General features: G+C 49.4%; 22 protein-coding genes. 21 read left to right on the top strand and 1 reads right to left on the bottom strand.

The features are described from left to right. The first annotated feature begins 21 nt into the window (after window positions 1–21). The 20 genes from glyS (at window position 22) to H9646_RS07535 (ending at window position 22,043) form a co-directional block, all read left to right on the top strand. Window positions 22–2,136, top strand: a complete 2,115-nt coding sequence (gene glyS / locus H9646_RS07440; RefSeq protein WP_191722709.1) for a glycine--tRNA ligase subunit beta — start codon at window positions 22–24, stop codon at window positions 2,134–2,136. A 65-nt stretch (window positions 2,137–2,201) separates the two neighbouring features. Next, on the top strand, window positions 2,202–3,497 hold the full coding sequence (locus H9646_RS07445) for a nucleotide sugar dehydrogenase (protein ID WP_191722710.1): 1,296 nt from the start codon (window positions 2,202–2,204) through the stop codon (window positions 3,495–3,497). An 11-nt stretch (window positions 3,498–3,508) separates the two neighbouring features. Beyond that, window positions 3,509–4,561 carry a Gfo/Idh/MocA family protein gene (locus tag H9646_RS07450; RefSeq protein WP_191722711.1) on the top strand — a complete coding sequence of 351 codons (1,053 nt, stop codon included), beginning with the start codon at window positions 3,509–3,511 and terminating at the stop codon, window positions 4,559–4,561. Window positions 4,562–4,564: 3 nt separating this feature from the next. Further along, entirely contained in the window at window positions 4,565–5,146 is a 582-nt protein-coding gene (wbpD, locus tag H9646_RS07455; protein ID WP_191722712.1) for a UDP-2-acetamido-3-amino-2,3-dideoxy-D-glucuronate N-acetyltransferase, read from the top strand. Window positions 5,147–5,153: 7 nt separating this feature from the next. Beyond that, entirely contained in the window at window positions 5,154–6,257 is a 1,104-nt protein-coding gene (locus H9646_RS07460) for a DegT/DnrJ/EryC1/StrS family aminotransferase (protein ID WP_191722713.1), read from the top strand. Between the two features lie 24 nt (window positions 6,258–6,281). Beyond that, window positions 6,282–8,132 (top strand): acyltransferase family protein, encoded by a 1,851-nt coding sequence (locus H9646_RS07465; RefSeq protein ID WP_191722714.1) that lies wholly within the window; start codon window positions 6,282–6,284, stop codon window positions 8,130–8,132. 5 nt (window positions 8,133–8,137) lie between these two features. Next, complete coding sequence (locus H9646_RS07470) at window positions 8,138–9,409, top strand: oligosaccharide flippase family protein (RefSeq protein ID WP_225214035.1); 1,272 nt, start codon at window positions 8,138–8,140, stop codon at window positions 9,407–9,409. Then, on the top strand, window positions 9,406–9,975 hold the full coding sequence (locus H9646_RS07475) for a GNAT family N-acetyltransferase (RefSeq protein WP_191722716.1): 570 nt from the start codon (window positions 9,406–9,408) through the stop codon (window positions 9,973–9,975). Before H9646_RS07470 ends, H9646_RS07475 begins: the two co-directional genes overlap by 4 nt. A 9-nt stretch (window positions 9,976–9,984) precedes the next feature. Continuing rightward, window positions 9,985–10,950 (top strand): GNAT family N-acetyltransferase, encoded by a 966-nt coding sequence (locus H9646_RS07480; RefSeq protein ID WP_191722717.1) that lies wholly within the window; start codon window positions 9,985–9,987, stop codon window positions 10,948–10,950. Then, complete coding sequence (locus tag H9646_RS07485) at window positions 10,950–12,314, top strand: polysaccharide deacetylase family protein (RefSeq protein WP_191722718.1); 1,365 nt, start codon at window positions 10,950–10,952, stop codon at window positions 12,312–12,314. The genes H9646_RS07480 and H9646_RS07485 overlap by 1 nt, the downstream gene beginning before the upstream one ends. 5 nt (window positions 12,315–12,319) lie before the next feature. Further along, window positions 12,320–13,543: an O-antigen polymerase gene (locus tag H9646_RS07490; RefSeq protein WP_191722719.1), complete on the top strand. Its 1,224-nt coding sequence runs from the start codon at window positions 12,320–12,322 to the stop codon at window positions 13,541–13,543. A gap of 11 nt (window positions 13,544–13,554) precedes the next feature. Continuing rightward, a complete protein-coding gene (locus H9646_RS07495; RefSeq protein WP_225214036.1) occupies window positions 13,555–14,403 on the top strand; it encodes a glycosyltransferase family 2 protein in 849 nt (282 codons plus the stop codon). Between the two features lie 2 nt (window positions 14,404–14,405). Then, window positions 14,406–15,539, top strand: coding sequence for an N-acetyl sugar amidotransferase (locus tag H9646_RS07500; protein ID WP_191722721.1), 1,134 nt, complete (start codon window positions 14,406–14,408; stop codon window positions 15,537–15,539). Then, complete coding sequence (gene hisH, locus H9646_RS07505) at window positions 15,536–16,150, top strand: imidazole glycerol phosphate synthase subunit HisH (protein WP_191722722.1); 615 nt, start codon at window positions 15,536–15,538, stop codon at window positions 16,148–16,150. Before H9646_RS07500 ends, hisH begins: the two co-directional genes overlap by 4 nt. Before the next feature lie 3 nt (window positions 16,151–16,153). Next, a complete protein-coding gene (locus H9646_RS07510) occupies window positions 16,154–16,951 on the top strand; it encodes an AglZ/HisF2 family acetamidino modification protein (protein WP_191722723.1) in 798 nt (265 codons plus the stop codon). Window positions 16,952–16,959: 8 nt separating this feature from the next. Beyond that, window positions 16,960–18,003, top strand: coding sequence for a polysaccharide biosynthesis protein (locus H9646_RS07515; protein ID WP_191722793.1), 1,044 nt, complete (start codon window positions 16,960–16,962; stop codon window positions 18,001–18,003). A 5-nt stretch (window positions 18,004–18,008) separates the two neighbouring features. Continuing rightward, window positions 18,009–19,139, top strand: a complete 1,131-nt coding sequence (wbjC, locus tag H9646_RS07520; protein ID WP_191722724.1) for a UDP-2-acetamido-2,6-beta-L-arabino-hexul-4-ose reductase — start codon at window positions 18,009–18,011, stop codon at window positions 19,137–19,139. Between the two features lie 56 nt (window positions 19,140–19,195). After that, window positions 19,196–20,338, top strand: a complete 1,143-nt coding sequence (gene wecB / locus H9646_RS07525) for a non-hydrolyzing UDP-N-acetylglucosamine 2-epimerase (protein ID WP_191722725.1) — start codon at window positions 19,196–19,198, stop codon at window positions 20,336–20,338. Window positions 20,339–20,351: 13 nt separating this feature from the next. Next, the gene (locus H9646_RS07530; protein WP_191722726.1) at window positions 20,352–21,542 is read left to right on the top strand and encodes a glycosyltransferase family 4 protein; all 1,191 of its coding nucleotides are present in this window, start codon (window positions 20,352–20,354) and stop codon (window positions 21,540–21,542) included. A gap of 3 nt (window positions 21,543–21,545) precedes the next feature. Further along, complete coding sequence (locus H9646_RS07535; protein WP_191722727.1) at window positions 21,546–22,043, top strand: WbuC family cupin fold metalloprotein; 498 nt, start codon at window positions 21,546–21,548, stop codon at window positions 22,041–22,043. Here the strand turns inward: H9646_RS07535 and H9646_RS07540 are convergent. Next, complete coding sequence (locus H9646_RS07540; RefSeq protein ID WP_191722728.1) at window positions 22,036–23,142, bottom strand: MraY family glycosyltransferase; 1,107 nt, start codon at window positions 23,140–23,142, stop codon at window positions 22,036–22,038. The two genes, H9646_RS07535 and H9646_RS07540, sit on opposite strands and share 8 nt — an antisense overlap. Window positions 23,143–23,274: 132 nt before the next feature. Here H9646_RS07540 and argB point away from each other — a divergent pair, with 132 nt between their 5' ends. After that, window positions 23,275–24,168 carry an acetylglutamate kinase gene (gene argB, locus H9646_RS07545; RefSeq protein ID WP_191722729.1) on the top strand — a complete coding sequence of 298 codons (894 nt, stop codon included), beginning with the start codon at window positions 23,275–23,277 and terminating at the stop codon, window positions 24,166–24,168. Window positions 24,169–24,353: the final 185 nt, after the last annotated feature.

Below are 24,353 nucleotides of genomic sequence, written 5' to 3' on the forward strand. Positions count from 1 at the left end.
CGCTGGAAGCTATCAAATACTATGAACGCATCGAATCTTCTTGTTGAACTGTTTGTTGAAGAGTTGCCACCCAAAGCGTTGCAAAAGCTGGGAGATGCTTTTGCAGGCGTGCTGTTTGAGCAGCTCAAGGCGCAAGGCCTGCTGGCCTCCAGTGAATCGCGACTGACGGCTTACGCTTCGCCCCGCCGTTTGGCGGCGCACATTACTGAAGTGCTGTCTCAGGCCGAAGACAAGGCTGTGTCGCAAAAACTGATGCCGGTTGCCGTGGCGCTGGATGCCGATGGCAAGCCCACGCCCGCACTGCTCAAGAAGCTGGCTGCGCTCGGGGCCGATGCCACTGCCGTGGCCAGTCTGCAGCGCCAGGGAGAGGGCAAGGCTGAAACCCTGTTCTTTGCCTCCACCGCCAAAGGTGTGTCGCTGGCAGATGGCGTACAAAAAGCGCTGGACGAGGCACTCACCAAGCTGCCCATCCCCAAGGTCATGCGCTACCAGTTGCAAGATGGCTGGACCAGTGTGAACTTCGTGCGTCCTGCGCATGGGCTGGTGGTGATGCACGGCACGCAAGTGCTGATCAGCGTGAAGGCTTTGGGTCTGACAGCAGGCTCCGCCACGCACGGTCACCGCTTTGAAGCCAAAGTGAACCCCGTGGTCATCCGCAACGCTGACAGCTACGCCGAGCAATTGCGTGAAGAGGGCGCAGTGATTGCCAGCTTTACCGAGCGTCGCGCAGACATTACTCGCCAGTTGCAGGCGGCGGCTGCACGTGTGGGTGGCGGTGTGCGCCCCATTGAAGACGCGGCACTGCTGGATGAAGTCACTGCGTTGGTCGAGCGGCCCAATGTGCTGGTCTGCGAGTTCGAAAAAGAGTTCTTGAACGTGCCGCAGGAATGCCTGATTCTGACCATGAAGGCCAATCAGAAGTACTTCCCCTTGCTGGATACGCAAGGCAAGTTGACGCACCAGTTTTTGATTGTCAGCAACATCACGCCGCAAGACGCGTCGGCTGTCATCGAAGGCAATGAACGCGTCGTGCGCCCCCGTCTGGCTGATGCCAAGTTCTTCTTCGACCAAGATCGCAAGAAAACACTGGCTTCGCGTGTTGAAGGCCTGGGTAAGGTGGTCTACCACAACAAGCTGGGCACCCAAGGCGAACGCGTAGAACGTGTGCGCGCCATTGCCAAAGCCATCGCCCAGCAAATGGGTGACGCGCAATTGGTGCAGCAAGCCGACCAGGCTGCCATGCTGGCCAAGACCGATTTGGTGACCGATATGGTGGGCGAGTTCCCAGAGCTGCAAGGCACCATGGGCCGTTACTACGCATTGAACGACGGCCTGGATGTGGCGGTGGCCGACGCCATTGAAGACCATTACAAACCCCGTTTTGCGGGCGATGACCTGCCGCGTGGCAATGCTGGCGTGGTGGTGGCGCTGGCTGACAAGATGGAAACGCTGGTGGGTATGTTCGGTATCGGCAATCTGCCCACCGGTGACCGTGACCCCTTCGCCCTGCGCCGTCATGCGCTGGGTGTGATTCGCATGCTGGTCGAAAAAGACCTGCCCTTGGATCTGCAAACGCTGCTCGTCAGCGCTGTGCCAGCTTTTGGCGACAAGATCACCGACGCAACGGCGCAACTGGTGGAGTTCTTTTACGACCGCCTGTCGGTCAATCTGCGTGAACAAGGCTTTAGTGCTCAAGAAGTTGAAGCTGTGCTGGCTTTGCGCCCACAGCGCCTGGCCGATGTGCAAAAACGCCTGGAAGCCGTGCGTGCCTTTGCCGCATTGCCTGAAGCGCAAGCACTGGCTGCTGCCAACAAGCGCGTGGGCAATATCCTGAAGAAAGCCGAAACAGAAGTGCAACCTCAGGTGAACGAGGCGTTGCTGGCAGAGCAGGCTGAAAAAGACCTGTTTGCAGCATTGCAATCCGTTGCACCCAAGGCGCAGCAGCAGTTTGAAGCAGGTGACTACACCGCAAGTTTGCAAACCTTGGCAGCATTGCGTGCTCCGGTGGATGCGTTTTTTGAGCACGTCATGGTGAATGCTGAAGATGCTGCCTTGAAGGCCAACCGTTTGGGCTTGTTGGCAGCATTGCATGTGGCCATGAACCGCGTGGCTGATCTGGCAAAACTGGCTGTATAAAAGTGCTGACCTCATGCCGTACCTCAGCGTGGGGTAGGTAAACACCTTAAGAAGAAGTTAAAACGATGAACTTTTCAGATGCCAGCATTGCCATTATTGGTCTTGGCTACGTAGGTCTGCCTTTGGCAGTCGAATTCGGTACCAAGCGAAAGACTTTAGGGTTTGACATCAACGCACGGCGCATCGATGAACTGCGCGGCGGGCAAGACCATACCTTGGAATGCAGCCCTGAACAGCTGCGTAATGCGCTTCACCTTCACTACAGCCACGAGATTGAAGATCTGCGTGCCTGCAAGGTGTTTATCGTGACAGTGCCAACGCCCGTTGATCAGGCAAATCGTCCAGATATGACGCCGTTGATCAAAGCCAGTCAGACCGTGGGTGCTGTACTGAAAGCTGGCGATGTGGTGATTTATGAATCCACGGTATATCCGGGCGCAACCGAAGAGGTTTGTGTGCCGGAGCTTGAACGCATGAGTGGCCTGAAATTCAATCAGGACTTTTTTTGTGGCTACAGCCCTGAGCGCATCAACCCAGGTGACAAGGTCAACACACTGACCACGATTAAAAAAATTACCAGTGGTAGCACCCCAGAAGTGGCCGCGGCAGTCGACGGCCTGTACCGTGAAATCATCACGGCAGGTACGCACTTGGCTAGCAGCATCAAGGTGGCAGAAGCTGCCAAGGTCATTGAGAACACGCAGCGTGATTTGAATATTGCGCTGGTCAACGAGCTTTCAGTGATTTTTGCCCGTTTGGGAATTGATACTTTAGACGTGCTGGAGGCTGCCGGCAGTAAGTGGAACTTCTTGCCTTTCCGACCTGGAATGGTGGGCGGTCACTGCATTGGCGTGGACCCCTACTACCTGACGCACAAAGCTGAGCAGGTGGGATATCACCCTCAAGTGATTTTGGCGGGGCGCAGAATTAACGACAACATGGCGCGTTATGTCGCACGCAATACCGTCAAGATGATGCTGCAAAACGGCATGGATGTGCCACGCTGCCGTATTGGTGTGATGGGCATTACTTTCAAAGAAAACTGCCCTGACATCCGCAATAGCAAGGTTGTGGACATGGTGCATGAATTCGAAGCTTGGGGCGCGCAGGTTGTCGTTGCTGACGCATGGGCTGATAGCGAGGAGGTGCGCCACGAATATGGCATTACCTTGGGGCAAATTGATGAAGCACATCCAGTGGACGCTCTGGTGGTAGCCGTGGGGCACAACCAATATCGCAGCTTGTCTGGGGCGCAACTCAAGGCTTTGACTCGAGGCAATCAGCCAGTTCTGGTCGATGTGAAGTCTTTATACGACCGCCATGCGCTGGCTGACCAAGGTTTTTCCATCTTCCGCTTGTAATTGAGACTTTAATGCTGACCCCTGTTCAAGACCGAAAAGTTCGCTTTGCACTCGTTGGTGCCGGCCGTATTTCAGCCAACCACTTTGGTGCTATGGACCAGCACAAGGATCGGTGCGAGGTGGTGGATGTCTGTGACATTGACTCTACAGCGCTGGCACAAGCTGTCGAGAAAACCGGAGCCCAAGGCCATGCATCTTTGCAAGCGCTGTTAGCCAAGACAACGGCTGATGCCGTGATACTGACCACACCCAGTGGCCTTCATCCCAGGCAAGCGATTGAAGTTGCGCAGTCGGGGCGACATGTAGTCAGCGAAAAGCCGATGGCCACACAATGGCATGAAGCTTTGGGCATGGTACGAGCATGCGACGACGCAGGGGTCAAGCTCTTTGTTGTGAAACAAAACCGCCGCAATGCAACTTTGCAGCTGTTAAAGCAAGCAGTAGAGCAGGGCCGTTTTGGTCGCATATATAGCGTTGCCCTGAATGTGTTCTGGACGCGTCCCCAAGAGTATTACGACGCTGCCAAGTGGCGTGGTACGTGGGAATGGGACGGCGGGGCCTTTATGAACCAGGCCAGCCACTATATTGACTTGCTCAACTGGCTGATTGGCCCAGTCGAAAGCGTAATGAGCTATACCGGAACGTTGGCACGCAATATTCAGGCTGAAGACACAGGCGTTTCTGCCATACGCTGGCGCAATGGTGCCATGGGTACCTTAAATGTCACCATGCTCACGTATCCCAAAAATCTGGAAGGCAGCATCACCATCTTGGGTGAAAAGGGTACGGTCCGTGTAGGGGGCGTAGCTGTCAATGAAATTCAGCAATGGCAGTTTGCAGATCAACGACCGGAAGATGAAGAGATCAAGCAGGCCAGCTACGCCACAACCAGCGTTTATGGTTTTGGCCACCCGCTGTATTACGACAACGTCATCAAAACCCTGCAAGGCCAAGCAGAGGCGGAAACTGATGGTCGTGAAGGACTCAAGAGCCTGGAGCTACTGACCGCCATGTACCGCTCAGCACGTGATGGCGTTCGCGTTGCATTGCCACTGGAGCGCTGATTCATGAATTACTCAGTGCATTCCAGCGCCATCGTCGACGAGGGCGCGCAGATTGGAGAAGGTAGCCGTATCTGGCACTTTGTTCATGTCTGTGCGCAGGCAAAAATTGGCCGCGGTGTTTCGCTGGGGCAAAACGTCTTTGTTGGTAACAAAGTCGTGATTGGCGATCATTGCAAAGTACAGAACAACGTGAGCGTTTATGACAACGTAACACTGGAAGACGGCGTGTTCTGCGGCCCCAGCATGGTCTTCACCAACGTTTATAACCCCCGCTCTTTGATTGAGCGAAAAAATGAATATCGCGATACTTTGGTCAAGAAAGGTGCCACTTTGGGCGCCAACTGCACCATTGTCTGCGGTGTCACGGTGGGTGCCTATGCATTTGTAGGCGCCGGCGCGGTGGTGAATAAAGATGTGCCAGATTACGCACTGATGGTGGGTGTACCCGCAAAGCAAATTGGCTGGATGAGCGAATTTGGCGAACAACTAAATCTGCCGCTTAAAGGAGAAGGGCAAGTAGTCTGCGCGCACTCCGGAAAACTTTATGTATTAAGTGGCACTACCGTCATACAACAACCAGCCTGAGTAAGCCATGCAATTTATTGATCTTAAAACGCAGTATCAGAATTTAAAAAAAGAAATTGATGCTGGTATTCAGCGTGTATTGGATCATGGCCAATACATTTTGGGACCAGAAGTTGCTGAACTAGAAGAAAAATTAGCAGCTTATACCGGTACAAAATATTGCATTTCAGTGGCTAACGGCACAGATGCTTTGCAAATCGCCCAAATGGCATTGGGTATTGGACCCGGTGATGAAGTCATTACTCCTGGTTTTACCTACATCGCAACGGCTGAAACCGTAGCTCTGTTGGGTGCCAAGCCTGTATACGTAGATATTGATCCACGTACCTGCAATCTTGACCCACAGTTGTTAGAAGCAGCCATCACCCCGCGGACCAAAGCGATCATCCCCGTGAGCCTTTATGGGCAATGTGCCGATTACGACGCCATCAATGTGATTGCCGCGAAACACGGCTTGACTGTCATTGAAGATGCTGCCCAAAGTTTTGGGGCAACATACAAGGGGCGAAAAAGCTGCAATCTCACCACTATTGCCTGTACCAGTTTCTTTCCAAGCAAACCCTTGGGCTGCTACGGCGATGGTGGGGCTATTTTTACCAATGATGATGAACTGGCGAAAGTGATGCGCCAGATTGCTCGCCATGGGCAAGATCGCCGCTACCACCATGTTCGCGTAGGTGTGAACAGCCGTTTGGACACGCTCCAGGCTGCAATTTTGCTGCCGAAACTGGCTGTACTGGACCAAGAAGTTGCCCAGCGCCAGCAAGTCGCCCAGCAATACGCTGATGCATTGCGAAAGTTCGTACAAGAAGGTGACGAAGCGTTTGGCATTCAGCTTCCACATGTTGAGTCCTGCAACACCAGCGCATGGGCCCAATACACGCTGCAGGTGCCCAACCGCCAGCAAGTGCAAGACAAGCTTAAGGCGCAAGGCATTCCTACAGCAGTGCATTACCCAATACCGTTGAATCTGCAGCCTGCTGTGGCGGATGTGGGTGCATATTTACCTGTGGGTGATGCAGTTGCGCAGAAGGTGGTCAGTTTGCCCATGCACCCTTATTTGGGCGAAGAAAGCATTACCCAAATTGCAACATTAGTTGCCCAGCAGTAACGAGCGACATAAATCGGCTGGTTAATGAGTACCATTAATTACCGCCCCGACATCCAAGGTCTGCGTGCGATTGCGGTGTCGGTTGTGATGTTGTTTCATTTCAACCCTGCCTGGATGCCTGGTGGGTTTGTCGGGGTCGATATATTCCTGGTTATCTCTGGCTTTTTGATTGTCAGCATATTACTGCACAAAAAAAATCAATCAGATTACCGGATCTTTAATACGTTGCAGTACTTCTACGTCAGTCGCTTGAAACGTATTGCACCTGCGTATTTTGCAATGCTGACGGTAGTCTCTTTGCTCGCCGCAGTCCTGTTTTTGCCGCAAGATCTTGCCATTTATAAAAAAGGCCTGAATCAAGCAGCATGGTTCAACAGTAACAACTACTTTGCTGGCTTTGGTGATTATTTCGCTCCTGCTAGTCATGAACAACCCCTGCTGCACACTTGGTCGCTGGCAGTAGAAATCCAGTTCTACCTGCTGGCCCCACTGCTGGTTTTGCTACTGCCCGTCAAGGCGCTTAAATGGTTGTTTGCAACGTTGCTGCTCGGCTTCACCTGCTTAGCGGAATATCGTCTGCGTGTACTGGGTATCGAGCAGGCAACTTACTACAGCTTATATGCGCGTCTGCCGGAATTCTTTGCTGGAGCGCTCGTAGCACTCCATTTGTATGCTGAAAAATCATCAAAGGAAAACAAACCTTGGCTCAACAAATTAGGAATGGTCTTGATCATCGCGGCTGCCACTTTGCAGCCTCAACTTGGACCTTTCCCCGGTTTGCTGGCCTTGTTGCCTGTGGCTGGAGCCGCACTCGTTCTGCTGCACCCTGCTCAGGGGGGGCTAGGACGAGTACTGGCAAGCAAGCCTCTGGTCTTGCTGGGTGAACTGTCGTATTCACTCTATCTGTGGCATTGGCCGGTATTGGCCTTGCTGCGCTACTACACAGGCACGCAAGTACTGGATGTACCGTTTAGTCTGCTGTTTATTGCCTTGACCTGGCTCTTGGCATGCTTGTCGTTTTATTGGGTAGAAATACCACTACGTTCGAGCAACCTCCCCCGTCTGAGAAAAATGCTGGGTTACGGTTTACTGGCTGGTTCGGTCTTGGGGGTGGGGGTCGGCATGACCAAAATCAATCAAGCGCTATCACCTCCACCGCTGCCCATCGAATATCAGCGCTACGCTGATCCCACAAAAATTTGCCATGGACAGATTGTTGACGATTGCCTCAAAGGTGATCTGAACAGCGACAAGGAAGTGCTGGTTCTGGGCGATTCTCATGCAGCCATGCTCAATCTCTTTTTTGACCAGTTGGGAAAGGATTTGGGGTTCAAGGCGCGCATCATCACTGCCAGCAGTTGCGTGACCATTCCAGGGTTTGATTATCAGCGTATTGCCGAGTGGGCACATCGACCCTGTTTGGAACAAATTGAGGAGGCCAAGAAATATTTGCCACACACAAAGGTGCTATTTCTGGCTGCAAGCTGGAACTGGCAATTGGCATCTGAGGACTTTAAAAAGGCTTTGAATGTTTTTTTGTCAGAGCAAAGTCAGGCGGGTAAGGAAATTTATCTTCTTGAACAAGAGCCTTTATTAAGAAAGAACCCGCTGCGGGCCATACGATTCAGAGCACTGGGTCTTGATTCAATAATTGATATTGACCCCGCTTATGCGCAAACCAACTTAATTCTGCGGCAGTACGCAGAACTCTATTCGAGTACAGTCAGTTTAAATTTCGAATCTTCTGGCTTGTTTACCCAAGCGCCTTTTGCTGATGGCGTACCGATCTACCTAGATGAGCACCACTTGAATGAAGAGGGTGCCAAGCGTTATGCCGCAACAGCACGCAGTGTATTCAAAAGCATCATGAATTAAAGCGCATGCGAAATTTACTTCCTAAAAGCGCTTACGCCCGCAATGTCCTCACTTTGATGACCGGCACAAGCTTGGCGCAGGCGATACCAATCGCCATCAGTCCTATTCTTACGCGGCTGTATAGTCCGGAGGAATTTGGCCGCTTTGCACTTTATATGGCGGTCGCGCTGATTGCCAGCGTATTGGTCACTGGGCGCTATGAACTGGCCATCCTCTTGCCACGCCAGGATCGCGATGCGCTGCACATTGCTGCCTTGGCCATGGCGCTAAGCATCGCAATCAGCGCTGTGTTGTTGCTCGTCGTCCTCTTCCTTGCTCAACCGATCGCCGTACTGTTGGGTGATGCCGCGCTGGCGCCCTGGTTGTATTGGGTGCCTGCATCTACCCTGCTGCTGGGCCTGTACCAAAGCCTCAACTACTGGAGCAACCGCAAAGCCCAGTACAAGCGCCTGGCCATCAGCCGGACGGTGCAAAGCGGCAGCGCCGCGCTGGCGCAGTTGGGCAGTGGCTACGCAGGCAGTGGTGCCGTAGGCCTGGTGGGGGGGCAAATAACCGGGCAGGTGCTGGCTACTAGCGTGCTAGCACGCCTGATCTGGCGCGAAGACCACGGCCTCATCCGCACCCTGCGCCCCCTGCGCAGCGTGGCGCTGGCCAAAAAATACATCAACTTTCCCAAATATTTGATCGTCGCCCACGGCTTCAACACCGCTTCAGGTCAGATGCCTGTGCTGCTCCTCAGCGCCCTGTTCAATACCACGGCGGCGGGCTTTTTCACCCTCACCCAGCGGGTTATGGCTGCGCCCATGGCTTTGGTTGCTGGAGCTCTGGGCGATGTGTTTCGGCAAGAAGCTAGCCAAGCCTATATGCGCCAAGGCCAATGCAAGGCTATCTATCAGAAGACATTCAAGCGTCTACTGTTGATCTCGATAGTGCCCTTCACCATCTTTTTCTTTGTCGCTCCTGCGTTATTTGCCTGGATGTTTGGCGAACAGTGGCGCGTGGCCGGTGAATATGCGCAAATCCTGACGCCCATGGCATTTTTGCAGTTCATTACCAGCCCTTTGAGTTCAATGTTCATGCTGGCCGAAAAACAAAAGATTGATCTTTTATGGCAAATATGCCTGTTGGTTCTTGTTGTAGCTTCATTCTTTAGTGGTGAATTTTTTTCAAATGAAAAAATCGCTCTCACCATTTTCTCTGGTTCTTATTGTTTGATGTATGGCATCAATGGGATTGTTTCTTATTTGCTTGCCATTGGGAGATGGATGGCGAAATGATGCTTGCAAAAATTAAATCAAAATTGAGTGGATTCGTATTTGCCGCGAGAAACCTCAGTGCCGCGCGAAGACTCGTTAAAATAACGAGTGAAGAGGTTGATGGGTTGCTGTTTCGCGGGTATTCGTCATCGGACGTAGAAGCGATTACAAAAATTTACCAACAACTCAATGAAGGGGCTGCTTTTTCATGGATGCTGCGCAGTCTTTACAGCCATATTGGCAGGCGTTGTCTGTTGGTTGTTGAGCAAAGAGATGCTGTTGGTACATCGAAAATTGTTGGAATGAATATGTATTACCTAAATCAGAGAGATATTAAAGAGAATACAATTCACGAGGGTTTTATCGGTGTTTTGCCTGAGATGGGGGGGAGAGGTATTGCCACAAAAATGCGACAGACGGCTATTAATAATTTCAAGTTGGCAGGTTTTTCTGGAATATCCTCGCGAATTTCATTAAATAATACGGCCTCGTTGATGTCGGCAAAAAAAATCGGTTTTCAACCCGTTGAAGAATACCAAGAGCCTTCGACAGGTGAAAAGCGGTATTACATGATTTGTAAGTTTTGAGGTGATGTTTTGAGTTCCACCGTTGATAAATACCGCACTCTCTGCAGCCTGGAACCCTCCATCCCCCTATTCAGCCAAGCTTGGTGGCTCGATGCTACTGCAGGCGAAGGGGCGTGGGATGTGGCCTTGGTGGAAAAAGGCGGTGCCATCGTCGCTGCCATGCCTTATGTGCCGCGCAAGCGCTACGGCTTCACCTTCCTGGGCCAGCCCGCCTTGACGCAAACCCTGGGGCCCTGGCTGCGCGAGACGGACGGAAAATCTTCCACCAAGCTGGCGCAGCACAAGGATTGGTTGCAGGCATTGATTGATCAACTACCGCCCTTTGCCCACTTCACCCAGAACTGGCACTGGCGAATGGGCAACTGGTTGCCGTTTTACTGGGCGGGCTTTCAGCAGACCACGCGCTACACCTACATCCTGCAGGAACTGAGTGATGAGGAGGAGCTTTGGCAGGGCTTGCAAGAAAATATCCGCAGAGAAATCAAAAAAGCCGGCAACCGCCTCCAACTGCGCGTACGTGATGATTTAACTGTCGATGATTTACTGGTGCTTAACCGCATGACCTTTGCCCGCCAGGACATGGCCTTGCCCTATACCGAGGCCTTTGTGCACAAGCTTGATCAGGCGTGCGTTGCACGCCAAGCGCGCAAGATCTTCATTGCCGAAGACGAGCAAGGCCGCCGCCACGCCGGGGTGTACATCGTGTGGGATGGCAACAGTGCCTATTACCTGATGGGCGGCGGCGACCCTGAATTGCGCAACAGCGGCGCCACCAGTCTGTGCATGTGGGAGGCGATCAAATTTGCGGCAACGGTTACCAAGCGCTTTGATTTTGAGGGGTCGATGATTGAACCCGTAGAGAAATTTTTTCGCGCGTTTGGAGCGCAGCAAACCCCTTACTTCACCGTGAGCAAAACTACATCGTTTATCCTGAAAGCGGCGCTGTTTGCCCGAAGCCTCAAGGAGGCGAAGTGATGAGTATTGCAACGTGGCATTCAACGGCAGCCCTTGCCTGGCTGCAAACCCTGCTGCAAGAGCGTTTTGGCCACCTGTTTGAGCTGCAAGTACAGCCAGATGGCAACTGCATCACCATGCAACTGTCTGGCGATACGCGCTGTGTCACCCTAGCGTTGGATGGCGCGACCTTCACTCGCGCAGATTCGGATTTGCCCTGTGCCACATGGCCCGCCCCTGCCGATGGCTGGGTCACCGCTTTGCCGGGCAATCTGCCAGCCCCTGGTGCAGTGCATTTGTCTTTGCCATTAATAGAGGCCACCGTTAACGGCGGCTGGCATATAGGCTACGACATTCTTGGTTTGACCTACTGGATGCTGACCCGTCAGGAAGAAGTGGGCCGCACTGATCTGGATGCTCACGGGCGTTTTCCGGCTTCATCCTCGCATGCATGGAAGCACGACTATCTGGAGCGTCCCATCGTCGATGAATGGCTTTACGTACTGGGCCAGGTCATCGCGCGAACCTGGCCGGGCATGGCATTGAAAGAGCACCAGTTCAGCATGAAAGTCAGCCATGACGTGGATGCCCCTAGTCGCTACGGCTTTGCCAGCGCTAAAGGCTTGCTGCGCAGCATGGCTAGCGATGTACTTAAGCGTGGTGACATCCCCAATGCTCTGCGCGCGCCCTGGATACGGCTCAACACCCGTGATGCATTGCACCTGAGTGATCCATTCAACACTTTTGAGTGGATCATGGATCTGTCAGATCAGCATGGCCTGAGCAGCGCTTTCTACTTCATCTGTGGCCGCTCGAGCAATATGGATGCCGACTATGAGCCTGAGCACCCTGCCATACGCCGCCTGATGCGCCGTATTCATGAACGTGGGCATGAGATTGGCCTGCACCCCAGCTACGGTACCTATCAGAAACCAGAGCTGATTACGCACGAGGCAGGCCGTTTGCGCACTATTCTGGCCGAAGAAAATATCCAACAAACCGAGATCGGTGGACGCATGCATTACCTGCGCTGGGAACAGCCCACCACTCTGCGGGCTTGGGCCGATGCCGGCATGGACTACGACAGTACGCTCGGCTATGCCGATAGACCCGGCTTTAGATGTGGCACCTGCTTTGAATACCCAGCGTTTGATCCGGTGGCGGACGAGGCGTTAAAACTGCGTGTGCGACCATTGGTGGTGATGGAGTGCTCGGTGATCGACGTCTGTTATTTGGGGCTTGGTACTGGGGCGCTTGCACTGGCAAAGGTTGCGCAATTAAAAGATGCTTGCAAGGCGGTGCAGGGATGCTTTACTGTACTTTGGCACAACTCTACAGCTGAATATAAGGCAAAAAAATTCTATGAAAGCAGTTTAGATAATTAAAGCCCATGTTTGACTCTTTTTTAAATTATAAAAACTGTGCGAATTTATGGTCGGCAGTATTTTTGCTTTTTTATTTTATTCTACCTGGGTTTATATGGATAAATAAAGATTTTGAGGGAGAGTACGGATTATTGGCTGCAATTACACTGTGCTCAGTGGTTTTTATTCAATTGGGACTTCGATGTAAAATTGAGAAATTCGTGTATTCAAAAAAAAATAGGAAAATAAAATTAAATTGGAATATATTGTATATAGCTGTATGGATATTTTTTCCTGTTTATTTGTTTTTGGTATACTCGACAGCGGATTCAATACCTCTTCTCGATACGTTACGCGGCGCAACAGACAGCGAGAGTTCATTTTCCAGAGGTGCTTTTCTTAAAGGGCGACAAGGGTGGGAGGTAATATTTCAGTATATAAGTGCTTTTTTTACTTATACCATTCTTCCATTGATTGCCGCTAAATCTTTTATTGACAACAAGAGATGGAGATATGTTTTTTTGGTAATTTGCCTTGTTTATTGTTTGAGTTTTATGCAAAAGGCATTATTTCTTAATATATTATTGCCAGTAATATTTGCTTTGGTTGTTGTGGGAAAATTTAAAACAAGGCATTTCTTTAATTTTTGTATTTTAATATTTTTAATTCTTTTTTCTCTTGTGTGGTTAACATCATCAGATTTAAGTGATGAAGGTGGAGGAGCATCATATTTTTCAGCGCAGTATTTGCCTATTAGTGCTCTAGATTATTTTTTGTGGCGCTCTTTTGCCGTCCCTGTCTTTACGGCACAGGACATGCTTTTTGTATTTTTAAATCAATTTCATTCCGTGCCACTGCTTGGTGCATCTAGTACATTTATTTCTGGTATTTTTGGTATGGAGAAAATAAATATAGAGCGCTATGTGTTTGAATACCAATTTGGTTCATGGAATGAAATTGCGAATGCGAATGCATTTTTTGCGGTTGATTTGTATGTTAATTTTTTATGGCCTGGTGTTGTTGTATTTTCATTTTTAATAGGTTTGTTATTTCGGTTGCTAAATAAAAATAAAGATCCTGCAATTGGTATTCAAGGCGTTTTGTTGGGGTGGTATTTGTTTTCAGCGCCGCTATTGGGGTTGATGATTGGAAATGGATATATTGTTTTTGTAATGATAGTGCTATTCATGCAAGAAAGTCGCATGCAAAGTTTTAATGGAAATAATAAAAAAATCGAGAGTGTATGTTAATCAGTGTTTTAATGGCGGTGAAAAATGAATGTGTGCACATTGAATCTGCGATTCAAAGTATTCAAAGGCAGAATGTTGGGAATATAGAGATAATTGTTATAGATGATGGTTCAACTGATTCGACTGTGGAAATTATAAAATCAATTGCTTTAACGGATGGTCGAATTATTTTTGATAATAATCCAACATCTGGCAAAGTATCTGCATTTAAGCATGGATATCGATTAGCACAGGGTGAATGTATCGCCTTGTTTGCGGGTGATGACATCATGCCTTTGGACTCTTTGGCCAAAAGAATGAATGATATGCAAAATATGGAATCGCCGGCGATATTAATGTCAAAGATTCAGGTTTTATCTGAAGATAAAAGAATTGATGGAATACTAATTCCAAAGAGGAAAGGGCGCGGCAACCCTTCTGGGGCTTCCATCATGTTTGATAGAGCGGCCGCAAAATATTTGATGGATATCCCTGATTCACTCCCCAATGAAGATACTTGGATGGATTTTTGCCTGACATATTTACCTATGCTGCATGTGAAATCACATGACGATGTGGCTTGTTTATGGAGAGTTCACTCTGGTAATTCAATTACCATCAAAGATGACTATCAAACGTTCAATAAAAAATTCTCCAAGCGAATGAATGTAATTGATGAATTTTTAAATAAATATAAAGAAATCTTACCCATCGATCGAATTGCCTATTTGAAAAATCTCTCTTGCGCAGAAAACTATCGTCGTAAAGGAGATTGGCTAGATATCTTATTTGCTAAAATTACGCTATCTGATAAATTAAGATTTCTGGCATATTCAAATAAATATTTCTACGCTATGAGAAAAATTATTAGGTCGATATAAGTATGAGCTACAAAATCTGCACTCACTGCATCATGGATACTTCAGATCCCCACATTCAATTTGATGACCATGGGGTTTGTGAATACTGCAATAATTTTAAAACTACCATTCAGCCCAACTGGGATACAGGCGCTCAAGGTGCTGCAGCGCTGGCGCACATGGCCGAGCAGATCAAGGCGGATACCCAAGGCAAAGAGTTTGATGCCATTATTGGTCTTAGTGGCGGATTAGACAGTTCTTATGCAGCTTATATAGCCGCGAAGAAAATGGGTCTACGCCCATTACTATTCCATGTGGATGCAGGCTGGAATACGGATCAGGCTGTAGGTAATATCGAAAAACTGGTTGATGGCCTAGGGGTGGATTTGTACACCGAGGTTATTAATTGGGAAGAAATGAAGGATTTGCAGGTTGCCTTCTTGAAGTCAGGGATTCCAGACCAAGACCTGCCTCAGGATGCATCGTTTTTCTCTTCTCTCTATAAGTTTGCTCGTAAACACAAAATCAAGCATGTGATTACAGGATCAAATTTTTCAACGGAGTGCTGCCGAGAGCCTGAAGAGTGGGGTGGATATCTGGGTATCGATACTATGTTGTTCCGCGACATTCACCGTCAATTTGGTAAACGTCCGCTGGAAACCTTTCCAATCAAAGATATCTTGGTTTATAAGCTGTTCTATCAAAAAATTCTTGGGATGAAGGTGCACCATCCGCTAAATCTTGTTCCTTTCGTGAAGAAGGATGCTGAAGATGAGCTGGAGCGCTTATTTGGCTGGCAGCGCTTTCAGCACAAGCACCACGAGTCGCGATTCACCCGTTTCTACGAAGATTATTGGCTCCCTCGTAAATTCGGCTTCCATAAGCGCCGTGCACACTTTTCCAGTTTGATCATGACTGGGCAAATGACGCGGGAAGCTGCACTTGAGCGTATTGCAAAGCCCGAAATGGACGAACATTTTCTGAAGCAGGAGTTCGAATACGTAGCCCATAAGCTCGATCTGACTGTTGATGAATTGCAGCAGATATTTGATGCACCTAACAAGACTTATCGTGACTATAAAAACAAGCGGTGGTTGATTGGCTTGGGCGCTAATGTCATGCGCTGGCTGGGCCTGGAAAAGAGGTATTTCCGGTGATTCGAATCATTGACTACGGTGTTGGGAATATCCAGGCGTTTCTGACCATGTTCAAGCGCCTTGGTGTTGAGGCCGCGCGCGCTCGCACTGTGGAGGAGCTTGAGGGGGCTACGCGTCTTGTGTTGCCGGGTGTAGGAGCGTTTGACCATGCGATGGGGCTGCTCAACGAGTCGGGCATGCGGCAACGGCTGGAAGAGATGGTGCGGGTTCAGCAAGTGCCGGTGATCGGTATCTGCGTTGGCATGCAGATGTTGGCCAACGGCAGTGATGAGGGCGAGCTTCCGGGGCTGGGCTGGGTGCCAGGGCGTGTCAAGGCATTCGCCTCTACGCCTGCCTCAAAGGATTTGCCAATGCCGCACATGGGGTGGAATGACATTCAAGTTCGACCGGAGCATAAGCTGTTCACCGGTTTTGAACCGGAGCCGCGTTTTTACTTTCTGCATTCTTATTATTTCGATGCGAATAACAAAGAAGATGTTGCTGCTACTGCGGAATACGGTATGAACTTTGATTGCATTGTCTCCAAAGGGAATATTCATGGTGTGCAGTGCCATCCAGAAAAGAGCCACCATTTCGGTGCCCAGCTTTTGAAGAATTTTGTGGAGTTTTGAACTATGCTGCGCCCCCGCATCATTCCTTGTTTGCTTGTCCATAAAGGTGGTTTGGTTAAGACCCAGAATTTCAAGGCACCGAAGTATGTTGGCGACCCCATCAATGCAGTCAAAATCTTCAATGAGAAAGAGGCCGATGAGTTGATGGTTCTCGACGTTGACGCCACCGTGAATGAGGTTGAGCCTAACTATGCGTTGATAGCAAAGCTGGCGGCAGAGTGTCGTATGCCCCTGTGCTATGGCGGCGGCGTTCGCACTGCAGAGCAAGCGTCACGGATTATCGATCTTGGTGTGGAGAAAGTGTCTGTCAGTTCTGCTGCTATATCTGATCCATTGCTTCTGACTCGTATGGCTCGTGCGATTGGCCGGCAAAGCGTGGTTGCTGTGCTGGATGTGCGTAAAAAAACTGGCCTTTTTAGCAAAGGGTATGAGCTATGTACCCACAATGCAAAGACGGCGCACAAGCTGGATCCAGTTGTGTTTGCTCGGCAATTGCAAGAGGCAGGTGCCGGAGAGATCGTGATTAACTCCGTCAACCACGATGGTGAGATGAAGGGCTACGACATTGAACTGGCCAAGCAGGTGCGGGCTGCCGTCAATGTACCTGTTACGGTGCTTGGAGGTGCGGGTTCACTGGAGCATATTGGAGACTTACTGAAGGCCTGTGGAGTGATAGGCGCTGCAGCTGGAAGCTTGTTTGTTTTCAAAGGGCAGTACCGCGCGGTACTGATCAGTTATCCGACACCGCAGCAAAAAGATGTCCTGTGCCGAGAGGCTTTGGGTTTGCAGCGCAAAATTTGAGTGAAATGATGTTTACTAATAAGACCCTTCTGATTACCGGTGGCACAGGCTCTTTCGGTAATGCGGTATTCAAGCGTTTCCTGGATACTGATATTGCTGAAATTCGTATCTTCAGTCGGGATGAAAAGAAGCAAGACGACATGCGCAAGCGCTATAACAGCGACAAGCTCAAGTTCTACATTGGTGACGTGCGCGATGCGCGCAGCGTAGAGCAGGCAATGCGTGGGGTCGACTATGTGTTCCATGCTGCGGCACTCAAGCAGGTGCCATCGTGCGAATTTCACCCTATGCAAGCGGTGCGTACCAACGTACTTGGAACAGAAAACGTGCTGGAAGCCGCCATCCAGGCAGGCGTTAAGCGCGTGGTGTGTCTGAGCACCGATAAGGCGGTGTATCCCATCAATGCCATGGGTATCAGCAAGGCCATGATGGAGAAAGTGATGGTTGCGGCTAGCCGTAACTTGGAAGGCACGGGCACGGTGATCTGCGGCACGCGCTATGGCAATGTGATGGCCTCGCGCGGGTCGGTGATTCCGCTATTTGTGCAGCAGGCATTTGCAGGCAATCCCCTCACCCTGACCAACCCGGCCATGACCCGCTTCATGATGACGTTGGCAGATGCTGTGGACTTGGTACTGTATGCGTTTGAGCATGGCAACAACGGTGATATTTTTGTACAGAAGGCTCCCGCTGCGACGGTGCAGGTGCTGGCCCACGCAGTCCTGACGTTAATGGGCAAGGCTGACCACCCTGTGCACACCATTGGTACCAGACATGGAGAAAAGCTTTACGAGGCCTTGCTCAGTCGTGAGGAGCTGGCATGTGCCGAGGACATGGGGGACTACTACCGTGTTCCACCGGATGGGCGTGATCTCAACTATGCCAAGTTTACGGAGCAAGGAGCGCAACGTTTGACGGAGACTTCTGAGGAAGAAGACTACAACTCGCACAATACCAAGCGCTTGGATGTGGATGGCATGAAGCAGTTGTTGCTCAAACTCGATTTCATGCAGCGCATTGCACGTGGCGAGCACGCAGAGGCTGAGGAGTAACTGCTGTGAAAAAGGTCTTGGTAACCGGCGCAGATGGTTTTGTCGGCAAGAATTTGCAGCTTCATCTGGCCGATCGCAAGGATGTGCAAGTGCTGCGCTTTACGCGTGAAAGCGATGTAGCGCAATTGCCCCATTTATTGCGTGATGTAGACTTTATTTTCCATTTGGCAGGTGTCAATCGACCACAAACTCCACAGGAGTTCGTTGTCGGTAATGCTGCACTGACAGAGGTGTTGTGTCATGCAGTGAGAGGTGTTGCAGCAGATACAGGGCGAAAAATTCCCGTTGTGTACACCTCGTCCACACAAGCTTTACGCGATAACCCATATGGCAATAGCAAGCGCTTGGCTGAAGAGGCGTTGTTTGAGTTGCAACGTCTTTGGGGTGTGCCGGTGCATGTGTTTCGCTTGCCGAATGTATTTGGCAAGTGGTGCAAACCCAATTACAACTCGGCCGTAGCTACGTTCTGCCACAACATTGCGCGTGATCTGCCTATTCAGGTGAACGATCCTGATGCGCCGCTGACGCTGGTGTATGTAGATGATGTGGTTAAAAGGTTCATTGAACTCTTGGATGGCGCGGATGCCATGGTGGATGTCAATGGGCTTGCAACAGTGTCACCGCAATACACAACAACAGTTGGTGAGATGGCGAGGCAGATTCAGGCATTTAAGAACAGCCGTAGCACGCTGATGACAGAGCGTGTGGGCACAGGGTTGGTGCGTGCGCTGTACGCAACCTACGTCAGCTACTTGCCTGTGGATACCTTTGCCTACACTGTGCCGATGTATGGTGACCAACGTGGGGTGTTTGCAGAGATGTTGAAAACGCCCGACTGCGGTCAGTTCAGTTACTTCACTGCACACCCGGGTATTACGCGGGGAGGGCATTACCACCACACCAAGACGGAAAAGTTTTTGGTGATAAAGGGGCAGGCCCGTTTTAAATTTCGCCACATGCTGACTGGCGAAGCGTACGAATTGGTGACCAACGGCGATAAGGCCGAAATTGTGGAAACAGTCCCTGGCTGGACGCACGACATCACGAATATTGGTTCTGACGAAATGGTCGTCATGCTCTGGGCCAATGAGGTATTTGACCGCGCACGGCCAGATACTTTTGCCTGTTTGCTGTAGCTCACAGTACCTGATGCCCAGCATGGCCGGGTATCCGTTTTTTTCTTACTATTTCAATGAAAAAACTCAAAATCATGACCGTGGTTGGTACCCGGCCTGAAATCATTCGCCTTTCACGTGTGCTGGCGCGTTTGGATGAGCATTGCGAGCATGTGCTGGTGCACACGGGTCAAAACTACGATTACGAGTTGAATCAGATTTTTTTTGATGACCTGGGCCTTCGCAAGCCTGATCATTTTCTGAACGCTGCGGTTGGCAGTGCTGCCGAGACGATTGGCACCATCATTGCCAAGATGGACGGTCTGCTATTAGCTGAACAACCTGAGGCCATGCTCGTGCTTGGCGATACCAACAGTTGCTTGAGTGTGATTCCAGCCAAGCGGCGCAAGGTTCCCATCTTTCACATGGAGGCTGGCAATCGTTGTTTTGACATGCGAGTGCCCGAAGAGATCAACCGTCGCATCGTTGACCACACCGCTGATATCAACCTCACATATAGCAGCATTGCACGTGACTACCTGCTGCGTGAAGGTTTGCCGCCTGATCAAGTCATTAAAACCGGTAGCCCGATGTTCGAGGTGCTAACGCACTACCGACCACAGATTGATGCTTCCTCTGTACTGCAACGCTTGGGGCTGACCAAAGAGGGCTACTTTGTTGTCAGCGCCCACCGTGAGGAAAACATTGAGAGTGAGCGCAGCTTTACCAAGCTAGCTGCGGTACTCAATACTTTGGCAGAAGACTACGGCCTGCCAGTGGTGGTGAGCACGCACCCTCGTACTCAAAAACGCATTGACGTGACGGGCATACAGTTTCATCCCTTGGTGCAGCTGATGAAGCCTTTGGGGTTTCATGATTACAACCACCTGCAATTGCACGCCAGAGCCGTGCTATCAGACAGCGGCACTATCAATGAAGAGGCCAGCATCCTTAACTTCCCCGCGTTGAACTTGCGCGAGGCGCATGAGCGCCCCGAAGGCATGGAAGAGGCTGCAGCCATGATGGTGGGCTTAGAGGTCAATCGTGTGCGGCAAGGGCTGGCCATTTTGGCCAGTCAGCCACGTGGCAGTGATCGCAGTAATCCGCACGGAATTCGCCCTGTGTATGACTACAGCATGCCGAATGTGAGTGACAAGGTTCTACGTATCGTACATAGCTATACCGATTATGTGAACCGTGTAGTGTGGAAAAAATATTAAATATTATTGAATAATGAGAATAGCCTTAATTGCTGATACTTTTCCTCCTTTGCGTAATTCTGGTGCAGTACAACTAAGGGATTTATCACGAGAGTTTGTTGCGCAAGGCCATCAGTTGACAGTAATTCTTCCCTCGTGGGATATTGAGGAAGACTATTCAATTGAAGAAATGGATGGGTTTCAGGTTTTAAGGTTAAAGTCCTTAAAGAGTAAAGATGTCAGCTATTTAAGAAGAACAATTGCAGAATTGCTGATGTCTTTTTCCATGCGGAGAAATTTTAAAAAAAGCCCATTCATGAATGTGCAATGGAATGCGGTCGTGTGGTACGCGCCTTCCATTTTTCATGGATACTTTGTTAATTTTTTGAAAAAGAAAAATAATTGCAAAAGTTATTTAATTATTAGAGATATCTTTCCTCAATGGGCGGTAGACATGGAATTGATGGGAAAAGGGGCTCCCTATCATTTCTTCAACGCGATTGCAAGATATCAATATTCTGTGGCAGATACCATAGGGGTGCAAACTCCAGGTAATTTGACGTATTTTAAAGAGTGGATAGAGAATAAAGGTAAAGAAGTCGTTGTTCTTCAAAATTGGCTGGCTGATACAAAGCCTGATAAATGCTCGATAGATATAGAAAATACAATATTAGCAGGTCGTAAAATTTTTGTTTATGCTGGAAATATGGGTATTGCTCAGGGAATGGATGTCCTGATAGATTTGGCAGAAAAATTAAAATATCAAAAAAATATCGGATTTCTGTTTGTTGGTCGCGGTAGCGAAGTGAAAAGATTGACTGCGCAAGTAGAGCGACGGTTGCTGGATAATGTTCTGTTTAAAGATGAAATTCATCCTGATGATATACCCGCTCTCTATGCACAATGTGCTGTTGGCATAGTTTCTCTAGACCAAAGGCATAAATCACATAACATTCCTGGTAAATTTCTTTCTTACATGCAAAGTGGTCTCCCTGTATTGGCAAATATCAATCCTGGAAATGATCTGAAGGAAATTATTGATGGTTATGGAGTAGGAGTTGTTTGTGAGAATGCCAATGTGGAAGAGTTGGAGCGAAAATTAATAATTTTAATGAAGGATATAGAGACTGATAAAGATATTTATTCAAAATGTCGTCTGATTTATCGCGAACTTTTTTCACCTGAAAATGCAGTCAAACAAATTGTGTCTAGATTGAAGAAGTAACTTATGCATGCAAATATATTTTCAGAAAATATTTTGAATGAGTTGAGCTCTCAGGCTAAAAAAAACCTTAGAAAAAGACAGCACAAGAACTTGCATGCTGACTTTCAAGAGGCTTGTCAGCGATTTTTTAATGCGATTGAACCTGAGAGCTATTTAAGGCCGCACTGTCATGGCTCCCAGCAAGGAGCGGAAACCTTGATCGCTGTGAAGGGCTTGTTAGGGCTAGTGATTTTTGATAATAAAGGTGAGGTGGAGTTCACGCATTTATTTGGTGCCGGGCGGCATGCAGGTGAAAAAGGTGTGGCAATTGGCGTTGAGGTTCAGCCAGGGCAATGGCACACCGTCGTCTCATTAGAAGAGGGATCTGTATTATTGGAAGTTAAGGGTGGGCCATTTAATCCAGAAGCCCCAAAATATTTTGCACCTTGGGCCCCTGATGAAATGACGCTGGAAAGCGAAAATTACTTAGAACGTTTGAGAAAATATTTTCAATCTATTTAGGTATCCACCTGAAAAATGCAAGCTTGCTATAGAACATCAGATAAAAAACGAAACTAAATAGAAAAGACACTGCGGTCAGTAATTTGCTTTGATACGTTAGAACGGCCAATCCACACGGAATCATTGCATAAACCCAGAGAAAAGGTGAAGTTAGGCCATTTTGCATTGCCTTAGAAAAATTAGAAAAAAGTTTTTTTGCCCAACGCTTGTTGGCTAGAGAATGCAAATGAGAAAAATCTGGCTCAGTGGGGCTGTAACCCTCGCGCAAGCAACGACGCAAAACGCTGAAAGCTACTTCAATAATCGGGTAAGAGCATATAAGAAGGCTTGTCCATGGCGAGATGCTGCTGTTACGCTCTGGAAGAAGTACAGCGATCCAAGCAAGCGTAAATCCTAGAAAATAAGCACCACCATCACCGAGGAAAATTTTTCCTTTGGGCCAATTTACAAGAAAGAATCCACCTACGGCACCAGCTATGATCAGGCATGTGAACGCTAGTGGAATATCGCCCACTTGGCGGGCAATGAATCCAAATGCAGCTAAAATAATAAGGGCAGTACCTGCTGTAAGTCCATTCAGGCCATCAATAATATTGATTGCATTGGCGACACCACCAACTGCAATGGCAGTGAAAATAACAGAAATTAGAGTGAAACCGAGAAGGTAATCAAATCCTGGTATATCAACGTGGGTAAGTGATACGCCTGTAATACCCCAGCCAAGTACACCAGAGGCCATAGTCGCCAAAAGCCTGACTTTGACTGATACTTTCTTGGTCAGGTCTTCAAGTAGACCAAAAATAAATGCAGGTATACCCGCTAACAAAATAGCACTCAGAATGACTCTTTTTTCACTAGCTGCAATGTCATGGCTTGAGGCTGCAAATCCTGCAAGTATGCCAATCGCAATACCAATGCCACCGATGCGGGGTGTTGGGGTTGTGTGAACTTTTTGAACACCATCACTTGAGTCCATTGAAAAATTGCCATGCCATTTCTTTGTCAATACCAGAAATAGGCAGGTAAAAAACGAGGCAAGAAGTGCAATAAATGCGTCATACCTTAATAATTCTAAAAATGAAAATTGGCTTGAAGACATCCGGTTTTTTCTTTAGGGGCTAAGTTATTGGTCTGTCGGCAGTCTTGGTGCATCTGAATTGAGGCTCTAATTGCGGCACAATGCAGCCCATCCGTATTGATCATTGTCCCACGTGACTGAACATTAGCAATCATGACCGACTCCACCACCCACATTGCCCCTCGCGACAAGGCCGAAATTCTGGCTCAGGCCTTGCCTTACATACGCAAGTTCCATGGCAAGACCATGGTCATCAAGTATGGCGGTAACGCCATGACCGATCCTGCACTGCAGGCGGACTTTGCGGAAGATGTGGTGCTCTTGAAGTTGGTGGGCATCAACCCGGTGGTGGTGCATGGCGGGGGGCCGCAGATTGAAACCGCTCTGAACCGATTGGGCAAAAAGGGTCAGTTTATTCAAGGCATGCGTGTCACCGATGCCGAGACGATGGAAGTGGTGGAGTGGGTGCTGGCCGGTGAAGTGCAGCAGGACATCGTGGGCCTGATTCATCAGGCGGGTGGCAAGGCCGTGGGCCTGACAGGGCGCGATGGTGGTTTGATTCGTGCCAAGAAATTGAAGTTGCTGGATAACAAAGATCCATCGATCGAGCATGATGTGGGGCAAGTGGGTGACATTGTGGCAATTGACCCGAATGTGGTGCAGGCGCTACAGGATGATGCCTTCATTCCGGTGATTAGCCCCATCGGGTTTGGCGAAGAGAACGAGAGCTACAACATCAACGCTGATGTGGTGGCCAGCAAGCTGGCCACCGTGTTGCAGGCTGAAAAACTGGTGTTGCTGACCAATACTCCAGGGGTGCTGGATAAGGGGGGCAACCTGCTGACCGATCTGACCGCGCGCGAGATTGACGGCTTGTTTGCAGATGGCACTATCTCTGGCGGCATGCTGCCCAAGATTGCCGGTGCGCTGGATGCGGCCAAGGCTGGCGTGAATGCCGTGCACATCATTGACGGCCGCGTGCCGCATGCCATGCTGCTGGAGATTTTGACGGACCAAGCCTATGGCACGATGATTCGCAGCCACTAATCCACGAATACGCTGAGCACTGAAAAGTCTCAGCGTTTTTTTATGCATTTGATGCAAGAGCGAGAATTGGCCACTGCCAAGCCAGTGAGAAAAGTCACTACTATCGCGTGAAGGTATACAAGGCAGTTCCGCGTGCGGATTGCACCATTCAACGCAGATGGAGCGCCAAGAGCATAAAAAGGCGC

The organism is Comamonas avium, assembly GCF_014836675.1.
Lineage (GTDB): Bacteria > Pseudomonadota > Gammaproteobacteria > Burkholderiales > Burkholderiaceae_C > Comamonas > Comamonas avium.